Source organism: Niabella sp. (assembly GCF_030150205.1).
Lineage (GTDB): Bacteria > Bacteroidota > Bacteroidia > Chitinophagales > Chitinophagaceae > Niabella.
This window is the reverse complement of the sequence record NZ_JASLGT010000015.1, coordinates 34,260-46,838: the sequence shown is the minus strand read 5'-3', so window position 1 is coordinate 46,838 and position 12,579 is coordinate 34,260. Positions and strand designations below refer to the sequence as shown.

Sequence of the window (12,579 nt, the reverse complement as noted above, 5' to 3'; positions counted from 1 at the left end):
TGCATATTTTTTATTGATAGAATTCAGATTCAAAACGGTCAACCCACACGCGGCCGTCCGAAACCACCGAAGGAACCGCTGTTTTGAACCAGTATAATAACTGCGCGGCCACATCTTCTTTCCGTACAGAGATAGAAGGCGTAAGCGTAAAGAGATTGGCCGGTGTAAAACGCACATTATAGGCGATCATAAACCCGGGCGCAATGTTTGCATCGTTCCTGAGTCCGCTTCCGCCCTGTGTGGTAGTGAGCAGTACCATCCAGTTTTCTTTCTGATAGGTTGGCCGCTGCTGAATGGCTGTCATCATTTCTTTAATGTATCCGTCAATGGTGCCCAGGGCTGCTGCAACGCTGCCATCGGAAAATCCGTTTTGAATACCGGCCTGCTGGGCACTGATAAACTCGGTGATCACGAGATCCGGGTCTTTTGTTCTTAACGCTTCCACCGCCTGGCTGCGGGTACCGGCATCGTCTGCTGTTACCACCCGGTTATTTGCATCGGCCAGCAGTGTATGTACCAGGTTATACCAGGGCGCTATGGCCGTTATCTGAATTGCCTGGCTTCTGTTATGCAAATGCCGCAGTGCCGTTAAGTTAACCGGCACCGGTATCTTATTGGTTGAATCTACCGGCGTGGCATAAAAGGTACTGTCGTAGATCCGGTGGCGCAACGTATCATTGCCGGTCATCATACTGGCCCAGGAAGCCGCGTTGGTTACGGGTTTGGGAGCGGATGCCACGTTCCAGGTATATTTTGATTTAGCCAGCAGCTCCTGTATAAATGCCGGTTTAACGGTATTGAGCACATTTGCAGCAATGCCGTCAATGCTGATGAATAACATTTTCCGTCGCTGCAGCGCGCTGGTATCCGCTGCGGGCCGGTAGGGATCATCAATGATACCCGGGTCGGGAAATTTTGTGCAGCCATAGCCACCGGCCAGTATAACGGCACAAAGAAAAAAGTATAGAACCGGAAGGATCTTCATGTCAGTTTTATTTTTCAGTTTAGGGTGCCAGCATTCCGAATTCGGAAAACACGCCCTGGTAATTATCATTCGTTCCCCAGTTACCGTTGATGGTAAACTTGATATACCGCACATTGTTCACCCGCGGAAAATTTCTCAGGATCTGCGTCTTGCTTGCCTTTTGCGCATCGGCACTCCAGTTTAGATCGGCCGCGATCCAGTCCGGGCTGTCATTGGTCAGCAGGGTCGGACTTAAATAACAGCTTGTATACCGCGGATAATAAACAGAGGTACCATCTACCGCATACCAATAGCCGCCTACATTATTGAATTTGCCCATATCAAAAATAAACCAGTGTGGCAGTGCATGACGGGTTGCCGGACTCAGCGCTCCACGGTGCAACCAGATGCTGGGCATCTCCATATTCCCATCCAGCAGGTTGGATGCATAAAAGCCCCGTTCGGCCTCCTGGCAGCAAAAATCAATGGCCAGCCAGCCGGAGCGGTCCAGTATCCGCGAAGGCACCGGCACCGGGCGGGTACCACCGGTATCTGCCACCGGGTTGTAGTTATAAATATCTTTATTGAGCCGGGGATATTTTGCGCCAATAGAATCTACAATAGGGCCTGAAGGCAACAGGGACCAGTAATAAAAGAACGGATACAGATCGGTTTGCGCAAACTCACTTGCGTACTGGTAAAACAGGTTTATTTTTTCGGGGTTCGAGTAGGTTTGCCGGAACAGATGCCGCATCCGGTAGTCTATATACTGCATCAGATCGTAGCCGTTAACAGCCGGATTGATGCTGCTGATCTTCTCAAACAACTGTACAAAAGGGATGAGTTTAACCAGGTAACTATTGGTTCTTGCAGAAAGATCCGTTGCGAAATTACTCTTTACCGTTTTGATCTGTTTTACGTACCAGAGAGCGGTATCTACGGCCAGCTTCATAGCAGGATTCAGCTGCCGGATATTAATGCCCAGCCGGTTGGCCATTTTTATCGAATACAGGTTCGGTGCCGTTTCCAGTATATCGGACCAAACCCAGGTAGTGGTTACATTATTCCGTCCGATCTCCGAAAGGGTACGCCAGGCGCCGTTTGTGGTAAGCTGATCCAGGTTGGTGATCTCATTTACAAAAAAGGCTTCGTCCATCTGGAGCACCACCGGCTGATAGGCATGCGCATAGGCGGCACGGGGCTGTGCATCCATGATCACCGATACGGGCAGCTCCGGCATTTTGTTTAATGAGTCGCCGGTCACCGCTTCCAGCCCCTTCCACCGGTAAATATCCTCACCAATGATCCGGTCCCACTCCTGCATCAGGGCAGTTGGCCGGGTTACCGGGTGCTTGTCAAAAAAGTATTTGGGCAATTCAAAAATGATCCGCTTGCCCCGCAGTTGTACCCAGGGAACAGAGGACTGTTGCATGCGCGCTGTCCAGTCTGCATCGGAGGTTTCGCCCAACACAAAATCCGGTGATCGTACCGCACCACTGATCTTCAGCGTGGCTGCTTTCACAGCGGTATTCTGCGATGCCAGGATATAGATGCTGCCGCCATATAAATTACGGATATAGTTTTTGCCGGCACTCAGCAGCGCCATGCTATAAATCAACGGATCCCTTTTGGGGAATTGTGTTCCGGTGAGGTTATCCGTCCAGCCACCGATCTGGGCTTTCAGTCCTACTACTCCCTCCGGCACTTCAATCAGCACCGGCTCTCCTGCGGGGGCATACAAACCGGTGCTGTATTGCTGACCGGGCGTGGCAACGATCCGCAGATCGCCGGGATATACATATTTCTGATCCAGCTGGATGGTTACCGTTTCACCGGAAAGCCGTGGCTCCGCTGTGCCAACCAGCCCGGGAAACACCCTTGCCACATCCAGCTTGCTGAAATCATTTCCCAGGGGCTTACTGCTGGATGCAGCAGTAGCTTCGGGCTGGCCCGGATCCGTTCCATCCTCGAACCGGTAACCGTATTTTTTACATGAAAGAAACCCCGTGAGCATGGCTCCCAACAACCATAAATAAACGCTGCGCATAAATAGTTTTTTAAGGGTACAATATCATTTTTGCAATATTGGCCACCGGTTTGTTATCAAATAAGCTAAAGCTTCCTGCGAGGATCACGCTCCTAACCCCACTGACCGTTTTTGTTTCCAGCACATCCAGGATCTGCCCGTTAAAGGCTCCCAAACTATTGTAACCGGATGTAAGCGTTCCATCCGGGTTCAGGATCATGAATCCGCTCCTGGTAATAGTAAGGGAAGCATCCGGGTTGGCATACTTCTCAAAACTGCCACTCACGATCACTTTGCCATCGCTCAGCTGTGCGGCATAATTTACCAGCTGGCCCCTGTTTGAAGCGGCCTGCACCATTGTACCCAGCCTGAAAGAAGGATCTACAGAACCATCTTCGTTTAACATCACCAACCCGTAGGGCGTGCTGGCTCCGTTAAACGTGGTAAACGCTCCTGTAACCAGTATTTTCCGGGTTACCGGGTTATAGGTAATACCGGAAATAACGGCGTTTGCCCCCGCACCCACATTGAAGCGGGTGTCTATCCCTCCATTATCATCCAGCATAAAGATCCGGTTAGCGCCTATGCCATTATATGAAGTAAAGCTTCCCACCACAATAATTTTTCCATTGGGAGCGGTGCCGTTATAAAGCTGAATCGCTCCGGTTATAGATCCGTTTGTTCCATCTATCGGCGACCGGGGCTCATAGCTATACGAGGTATCTAACATACCCGTTTGCGATAAGGCCGCGATCTGTTTCATGGGTGTGCCGATCTTGTATACGTTTTTAGCTGTAGAAAGGCTATAGTCGCTCTGGTAATAGTTATTAAAGCCTCCAATACAGATAATACGGCCCTTTGCATCTATAAAAGCCTTAATGATCACATTATCAAAGCCCCCTGTAAAAACGGGCAGGGTATCCATATTATTTTCCACAATATTCGGGTCCGGATTGTACACATTCCGTACCAGGGAATCCAGTTTACCGTCTTCCAGTACCCGGGTTATATTATTGATTCCACCACTGCCCCTTCCGTTATAGGAGCTAAAGTTTCCATAGACCAGGTATCCCGGGTACTGGCTGAGTTCGCAAATACCCAACAGTCTTCCGTTAGGGCCGTTGCCAATGGTAAGATCATTCCGGAACACCCCGGTTAAAGGATCTAAAACAGTAAAGTACCGGAACAGGCTGGTACCATTATAATAACTGTTCTGGTTAGGACGGTAAGAGCTTTCGGAATTCCAGGTGGTAAAATCACCGGTAAGAAAAAGATACTCCGCAGTTGCATACTTTTTATTGTACAGGGCCCTTATGGCTCCGTTTACACCCGTACCGAGGATATTGGCCCCAAACTCATTTTTACCTACCACGTTAAACGTGGAATCAAAAACAGCTTTTCCGGATACATTAAAAACAGGTCCATAAAAGTTGCGGTTGTTGACCACCAGTTTGGCCGCTCCCGAAGAAGCAAAATCCGGTACAATCACCGTTAGCAGACTATCTGCAATATTGACCGAATCGATCACGGCCTGCACCCCGTTTATAAAGAACGTTGTGGTATTCCGGTACCGCGCAACTGAATCCAGCCCGGCAATCTTAAAGGAAACCTTATCGCCAATATTCCCGCTGGAAGGCACCGGGTTTAATCCAATAAAGGCTATTTTGTTTACGGGCGCATCCCGGTAAGCACCGGCATATACCTGGTCCGTTTTCCTGTAACAGGCCAGGAGTGTTATTAAAAAGCAACACCCCAGCAACAACCCGCCATTCCGTTTTTTAATCATACATCATCTGTTTTAATGCACACTGCTGTAATATTTTGCCTGCAACCAGGCCTGGTAGGGATCAAACCCGAAATAATGCGAATAGTAAATCAATACATGAATCATTCCGTTCGTAGGCTGTATATTACAGCTCGCCACGGGCCCCTGCACCCAGTTTTGAAGCGGGGCAGATTCACTGGGCACATAGTTCAGGTATAACCTCCGGTAGCCTTTGTATTTTAATCCCCGGGCATCTGCAAAAACAGTTCCGATATTCATTACCTGGCCGCCAACCGAAGTGGCGTACTCGCCGGAGAATGAATACAGGTTACTTAAATCCAGCTGGGGAAAATCCTCAATGCCTCTTGCTCCCTGAAACATATACATCATCAGGTTATTGCGCCAGAATTCAGGTTTCAGATCCTCCAGTCCTTTCAGCGTATCCATTCCGGCTGCTCTGAAATTCTGGTTGATATAATAGTAGGTCTTCATGATGCTGGAATCGGCCGGCGCAAAAAATGTGAGGCTGCTGTCTTTGAAATAATTTTCCAGTTTCGCAATTTTTATCACCTGCAGCAACGTATCAAACAGCTCGGGATTGGCTTCAAAATATTGCAGCATATTTCCATTAAACCGGGCAACGCTCTGCCCCGTATCAAAATAATACTGCTTTTTACAACTGCCCAGCAATGCCACACTGATCAGCAGCAATAACATCCATTTAAAATATCTTTTCATATTACCAGTTTAATTATAACCAGAATGTATTCGGTTTTATCAGCGGGTTCCGGCGCATCACTTCATTGTGGATCGGATAGGTCCAGGCACCGCTTATGAATTCTTCGAAACTGATTGCCCGGGGCGTATACTTGGAATCGAGGATACGCCGTGTGCGTACAAGGTCGTAGAACATGGTTCCTTCTCCCATCAGTTCCCGCTCGCGCTCCCACCAGATCGCATCATCCAGGGTAATGGTATTGGTGGCAGAGGCTGTTTTAACCGTATTTCCGCCGGTAAATGGCTCTGCACCTGCGCGCTGCCGGATCTTGTTCAGCTCTGTAAGCGCCTCATCATACCGGCCCAGTTTTTCCAGGGCTTCGGCCCGCAGCAGGATGGCATCTGCCAGCCGGAAGAGGATCTTATTATCGTTGGGATTTTCATTTTCGCCGGAGGTACCGTAGGTATTGATGAATTTAAGAAACACAAACTGCCCGGCCGTATTGTACATATTATCCCGCTCAAACCAAAGATCCATGCGCCGGTCCGTATTTCCGTTATATGCAGCATCATACAGGCGATGCAGGTACTCGCTGTTGTAATAGATATAAGTGCTGTTTACATTCCGTTTATAGGGCGTTCTTAATACAATGTCAGCAAGGGTTACCAGCAGGCCAAAGGTTTCTCCATAGTTAAAGTCCTGCCCGATCTCAAACAGGCTCTCTTTTGAATTTCCTTTAAAGAGGTCTTTCATATTATCTAAAGACAGCAGCTCATAGGAACCTTCATTGCGGTTCACTACCAAATTACCGATGTCTGCCACCTGCTGATAATATTCCGTGGCATGTTCTTCATCAAAGCCGGCCATCCACATATACATTTCCATCATAAGCGCATACGCACCGCCCTTCATGGCTCTCACACCTCTTTGTGTGGGATCGGGATAGGTCCAGGGCAGATCGTTTGCTGCCGACCGGAGCTCTTCAATACAATTCTTAAATACGGTAAGCTGACTGGTACGCTCGTGTTTGCTTTTATCATTAGCATCGGTGATATAGGGCACATCGCCAAAATGGCGTACCAGCAAATAGTAGGTAACGGACCTGATAAATTTTGCTTCGGCCTTGTACCGCGCCCGGTCGGCATCTGCCAGCCCGGCGATATCCTTTGCATCCACACTTATCAATAACATGTTTGCCGCATTCACCACCTGGTAAAGGAATCCCCAGTCCGACATATTCTCAATACCAAAAGTAGCGATGGACCAATTATTATAAGATCCTTTCCACCACTCATCCGAGGCCAGCAGGCCCTTCATATTATTTGTATTAAACAGCGGAATATAACTGCGGAGGTTACCGGGCTGATCCGACGCACCGGAGATCGTCCAGGACGTTGCCCGCAGATCACCAATGGCCAGCAATGTATGTCCGCCCATGGCCGTATACCTGCGCAATAAGGTATAGGCACCCGTTGTAAACCGTTCTACATCATCCCGGGTTTTCCAGAAGTTATTTCCCGACATTGCATTGACCGGATCCACATCCAGGTATTTTTTACAACCGCTGAGCGATCCGGCCACCACCAGCAGCAGGATGAATATTTTTATTCTTTTTATCATGCGTTGTCTGTTTAAAATGTTACATTAACTCCAAGACTGTATTGCCGGGGATTGGGATATCCATTGGGATTATCGCGTCCCAGGTCGCTTACGTTTTCCGGGTTGGGACCACTATAATGACTTAGCACCAACAGGTTCTTACCCGTAAAATAGATCCGCGCATTGCTGATCAGGAAACGGTTCACCCAGTTTTTATCCAGTGTGTAAGAGAAGGTAACATAATTGAATTTAAAATAAGAGCCGTCTTCCATAAACAGGGTTTGGTTATACCGGAATGCATCAATCAACCGGTTCTGCTGATAATCGAGGGGATTGGGATAGGTAGCAATATCTCCGGGCTGCTTCCAGTAATTGTACTGGCTGATGGGTGGCAATACCTGTGCAGTGGAAATATTGGTATTATCCGGACTATAGAAATACTGGAAGGTGCGGGCCAGCGGCGTATTCAGCACATCCCGGAAGAAGGTGAACGAAGTGCTCAATGTAAGACCAAAATTTTTGTATGTAACCGTATTGATGATCCCCCCGGTTAGCTTTGGCTGCGGATCGCCCACGGCCACGCGGTCATTGGCATCGATCTTATAATCGCCATTCAGGTCTGCAAAGATCGGGTCACCGGCCGTAAGGTACTGGCCGTTGATCTGCATCCGTTTCCCGGTTAACGGATCATAGGGCACATCTGCGTTGGTGGCATAAACACCCTTTGTATTGTACAGCAGGTTACCCAGGGGGTTTCTGCCCAACCGGTAAAGTACAGGCAAGCCCAGCAGGTCGTTTGGATTATACACAATCTGCCGCATATTTTCCGGCAGCCGGGTAAGGATGCTCCGGTTAAACGCACCGTTTATTTGTAACCGCCAGTTGGCTTTGCTGTTGATCGCCAGTGGCCTGAACGAAAGCGTCAGCTCATGTCCGTAGTTCACAATGCTTACATTATTGCCCGGCATGCGGCTATAACCTGTTTCCCTGGGCAGGTCTACATAATACACCTGGTCGCCCACAATCCGGTAATAATAATCATAGTCGATCGTAACCCGGTTCCTGAACAACCCGGCTTCAAAACCCAGGTCATACTGGATGGTAGAAACCGGCAGGAAAAGCGGGTTGGCTGCCGTGCCATAATCCATCAGCACCGATGGCTGTCCCATATAGGTACCGCTGGGATAATACCGTCCGTAGGCCGTAAAGATATCGCCCTGCGGAGAAACGGTTTTACCCCAGCTGCCACGGATAGCACCGTAATCTAACCAGGAGGCCTTACTCATAAACCGCTCTTTGAAAAAGTTCCAGCGGAATGCGATGGCCGGGTTCTGACGATAACCGGCCAATGGCCCGGTAGTGGAAGATCCGTCCTGCCGGAAGTTGAAGTCCACTACATACTTCTGTAAGTAGTTATAGGAAACCGTTCCGCCATAAGCAAATGTTTTCCCATTTATAGGCGCTCCCAATGTACCATAAATGGATCTTGCCAGGTTAAAGCCCACCGGACCGGATATCTGGTTATTGGGGGCACCATACAACAGGGAATAATTGGTATTGACCAGGTTTCCCGTGATCTCGGAGAATACAAAGGCGCTGAGATTATGGGTATTCTCTCCAAAGCTTTTTAAATAGCTGAGCGCATTCCGGTTTTGATAGCCATTGGAATTACGGCTATAGGTATTGTACTGCGATTGGGCCACGGAGCCCGTGGAAACACCGTACTGACTTCCGGAATTGAGCCAGGAGGGATAAAAGGTATTACTGGTGGCCGTTTGAAAATTAAAGTTCCCTTCCGTTTTGAACCGGAGGCCTTTGGCCAGTTGCAGCTCCATTATAAGACTGGTCAGCATGGAGTTGGTCTTATTATCATCATCGATCTGGAACGCAGCCAGCGCGTCGCTGTTTTCTGTATACACATCCGGTGGCGGCAATAATGTGGAAGCCATACCACTGGTGGCCACACCGGTTTGCAGCAAGCCTACCCCACTCCCTTTTTTGTTGGTAGCGTTGGTGGCCGTGATGGCGGCCATCATACGAAATTTACTGTCCTTTGTCTGGTAAACGGTATTCATACCGGCCGAATACCGTTTCAGTCCCGTATTTTTTATGATCCCGTTCTCCTCATAATAAGAAACATTCACTTTATAGTTAAAATTGGGATCTCCGCCGGAAAAAGCCAGGTTATGAGAATGGTTATAAGTGGGCCGGTAAAATAACGACTGCCAGTTGGTAGAGTTATTGAGATAAGGATTTAAACTGTCCGACAACAGGTAGTTCGTGTTTACCTGTACCATTCCATATTGCCGGGAATAGAGATTGTTTTCCACCACCTGCATAATCTTTAATGCACGCTCCATCCGCCCTCCATAGATTGGCCGCAGCGTAGGCACATCACTAAGAAAAAGGTTGCCGATATAACTGATCTGCGGCCGTTTGGACCGGCCTCTTTTTGTAGTGATGATCCACACGCCATAAGCACCCCTTGAACCGTAGGCCGAAGTAGCCGCCGCATCTTTTAATATCTCGATGCTTTCCACATCTTCTGCAGGTAATAATGCCAGCGGACTGATCCCGGGCCCGGCCTGGGCAAACCCATACTCATTGTCGGTATTGGGATCTACCGGAACCCCGTCTATAATGATCAGCGGCTGCGCGGTAGCCAGGTAGGCATCATTCCCCTCCCCCGTTACCGTAATGCTCGACAGTCCGCGTTGAAAAATGGAGCTTTTAGCACCCGGAGCACCGCTGGTATTTTGAATATTTACCCCAGCCACTTTTCCCTGCAGGAGGTCCACTACGCTTGAAGCCGGCACATCTTTGATATCTTCCGCACTGATAACGGTGGTAGCGGCCGTTGAAACCAACCGGTTCTTTTTTTGAAAGCCCACAACCACTACCGTATTCATCGAATTTTTTGAGTCATCGGCGCCCATCTCAATCACCACCAACGCGGTATCATTTGTAACCGTATAGCTGGTAGCGCTATAATTTACATGCGATACCTGCAGTTTGGTTCCTGCGGCAGCTTCAATAGAAAAATAGCCCGCGGAATCCGATTGCACCGATCTGCTGCCTCTTGAAATCGTGGCCCCCGGTACAGCAGCACCGGTCGATTTATCCTGAACACTTCCCTTCACCACATGCTGCGCCTGTGCAGAAACCTGTAGCAGGATAAAAACCGATATTGTAAGCACCCAAATTCTCATAATATTCTTTTTAATTGCAGTGGCGCGTATTTAATAATTCGTAAACTTTGGAGAACTGTTTTTAAAATGAAACACCAGCTCCCAGTCGCCCTTTTCATAAATCGCAAATTCAAAGCGTAATCGCGCATTTACACCCAGGCCGGTTGGGCTTAGCCGGTAATAAGAAAATGCCACGTTGGCCCTGGTACCGCTGGTATTGGTATATTTTGTGGGAAAACCATTTACCAGCGGCAGCGGGTAGGCTACATCATATTTAACATAACTGGTTGTTTGTTGCCGGTTAAACCCATGCAATAACTGCCCCCAGTCCGTAGTATTAAACAAAGCCGGGTCCAGTGCGTTATAAGCAGAGTCCAGGAACCGGAATGTAATGCTGTTACCGGTATCTTTTTTTGTCAGAAAAATATCTACATCCGCTGCGGTCATGCCCTGCCCGTCCTTTTGCCGGATCATTCCTGAAATTTCCGTTGGCTTCACGGCCGGGTTGGTGATCATACCGGTTTCTACATTGTAGTTGGAAGGTTCGTATGGCCGGGGCTTATATGGCCGGAACCGGAGGTTATAAAAATATTTGCTGGCCCCGGAGTTGGATACTTTTACATTAAACTTGTAGCCGGAATCAGGCCGGGTAACCAGGTGCGCAACATCCATACCGGACCAAACGAGTATTTGCCCGGAATGCTTCCTGATTTCAAAGATCCGGTGATACTCTGTGGATCGTTTGTTTTCAATTTCTTCCAGGGAGGTTTCTTTCCCGGTGTAGGTTTCCGCATTGCTCTTCCATACTTTAACCGGATACACATCGGCGTTTAATTCTGGTGCGGGTTGTCCGTCGTAGCGTTTGAGATCCACTATTTCAAAGGTTACCGGCTGGGAGGTATTTCCAAAATTAAAATTGCCTTCATAAACCGTATTCCGTCCTAATGTGGGCGCATAATCAATGGTGGTAAACCGCGCATCTGTATCCAGGGAATCCCTGTCTTCCGGAAGATATTTCGAGCAGGAAGCAATTACTGCAACCAGCAGCAGGCAGATCATTATTTTTCTCACTATCATAGTCATCCTGTTAATGATTAATACAACCACATTTCGGCCAGGTTTACATATTTATAGGATGCAAAGCCTCCATAGTTCTGTAAAACGGTAAAGCGGAAAAAGCGGGCATTGTACCGTTGGGGAAAAGCAAACCGTTGTTTTGCATAAACCGTAAAGCTGAGGGTTTCCGGGAAGGAAAAGGTATCGCTGCTCATCCACTGAAGCGGTGTTTTTGTTTGGGTGGTATCCGCGGCAAACTCCATCAGAAACCGCACCGTTCTTCCCGGCCATGCAGACGAAATCGTTTCCTGCCGGTTTTGCACGGCCACTCCGCTCAGGTTATTATTTCTTCCCATATCAACGGTGAAATAATACGGCGGCGGAATATCTTTATACCCGGCGTATCCCGGGTACAGGGTATGCCAGAAGGTTACCAGGCTTCCATCAAATGCATGCGCTACAGTACCACCGGTATTGGTGGTTGGCGCAATGGAGTGCCAGCCGATCGGTTTCCATAAACTGCGGTCGATCGAAAAGTCGGCCAGCGTACTGGTAAAGCTGGAGAAGCCAAATTCATGATCCTGCGCCAGTGCATGCACCAAAACATTTCCTGCGCGGGCCGTAGCTACGGAACTGGTATAGGCCGATTTCCAGAAGCGACGGAACAGGGAGAAATTCATATCCGAAAATTCGATCACCTTCGGACCGTTATTGGCCGAACCCGCCGAACTTTCCTGGATCGCTTTCAGGTTCATTTTATAGGCGTAATCATACGATGTAAAAGGAATGCCGCCGGAGGCCTGCGCCAGTTCTTCAAACGGATGGCTGCCGTCAACGATATAGCGGGCCATCAGTACCCGCAGGCCCTCATAGTTAAACATCCCCGAGTCTGGCCGGCTAAGATCGTATTGCCCCGGCTTCAGGTAAAGCGGTGCGCTGTCGATGGACCTCCGGTAGTTATTAAAATTTTCAACAGCGAGTTTAAAACTGTTATTGGGTATTGCAAATAGGGTAAGACTATCGCCCGAAGTTATTTTCCGGATCATATCCGGATAACGGCCAAGCACCGCCAGCATCGAATCATAGATCCCGCGCTGACTTTTCAGGTACTCTATGGCATTGCCGTTATATACTACCGGCTCTATCCGCATTCCATAATAGGCTGTTTCTTTTTTATTGCAAGCCAGCAGGAACATAATCGCCAGGAGGCCTGACCAAAAAGTATGGACCGTTTTTATTTTCATTATTACTTTTCTTTTATAC

The 12,579-nt window shown here is 48.5% G+C and carries 8 protein-coding genes; all 8 read right to left on the bottom strand.

Annotation, left to right across the window (positions count from 1 at the left end):
- Window positions 1-10 precede the first annotated feature (10 nt).
- Genes Q1V85_RS12755 through Q1V85_RS12720 form a run of 8 tightly spaced genes read right to left on the bottom strand, consistent with a single transcriptional unit; the run spans window position 11 to window position 12,560 of the window.
- The gene (locus tag Q1V85_RS12755; protein WP_300600496.1) at window positions 11-985 is read right to left on the bottom strand and encodes an alkaline phosphatase family protein; all 975 of its coding nucleotides are present in this window, start codon (window positions 983-985) and stop codon (window positions 11-13) included.
- 19 nt (window positions 986-1,004) lie between these two features.
- The gene (locus tag Q1V85_RS12750) at window positions 1,005-3,011 is read right to left on the bottom strand and encodes a M60 family metallopeptidase (protein WP_300600494.1); all 2,007 of its coding nucleotides are present in this window, start codon (window positions 3,009-3,011) and stop codon (window positions 1,005-1,007) included.
- 10 nt (window positions 3,012-3,021) lie between these two features.
- On the bottom strand, window positions 3,022-4,776 hold the full coding sequence (locus tag Q1V85_RS12745) for a DUF5008 domain-containing protein (RefSeq protein ID WP_300600492.1): 1,755 nt from the start codon (window positions 4,774-4,776) through the stop codon (window positions 3,022-3,024).
- A gap of 12 nt (window positions 4,777-4,788) precedes the next feature.
- A complete protein-coding gene (locus tag Q1V85_RS12740; RefSeq protein WP_300600490.1) occupies window positions 4,789-5,493 on the bottom strand; it encodes a hypothetical protein in 705 nt (234 codons plus the stop codon).
- Window positions 5,494-5,506: 13 nt separating this feature from the next.
- The gene (locus Q1V85_RS12735) at window positions 5,507-7,093 is read right to left on the bottom strand and encodes a RagB/SusD family nutrient uptake outer membrane protein (protein ID WP_300600489.1); all 1,587 of its coding nucleotides are present in this window, start codon (window positions 7,091-7,093) and stop codon (window positions 5,507-5,509) included.
- Window positions 7,094-7,104: 11 nt separating this feature from the next.
- Complete coding sequence (locus tag Q1V85_RS12730; protein WP_300600487.1) at window positions 7,105-10,281, bottom strand: SusC/RagA family TonB-linked outer membrane protein; 3,177 nt, start codon at window positions 10,279-10,281, stop codon at window positions 7,105-7,107.
- 30 nt (window positions 10,282-10,311) lie between these two features.
- Window positions 10,312-11,337 (bottom strand): DUF5007 domain-containing protein, encoded by a 1,026-nt coding sequence (locus Q1V85_RS12725; RefSeq protein ID WP_300600485.1) that lies wholly within the window; start codon window positions 11,335-11,337, stop codon window positions 10,312-10,314.
- Window positions 11,338-11,354: 17 nt separating this feature from the next.
- Complete coding sequence (locus tag Q1V85_RS12720; protein WP_300600483.1) at window positions 11,355-12,560, bottom strand: discoidin domain-containing protein; 1,206 nt, start codon at window positions 12,558-12,560, stop codon at window positions 11,355-11,357.
- Window positions 12,561-12,579: the final 19 nt, after the last annotated feature.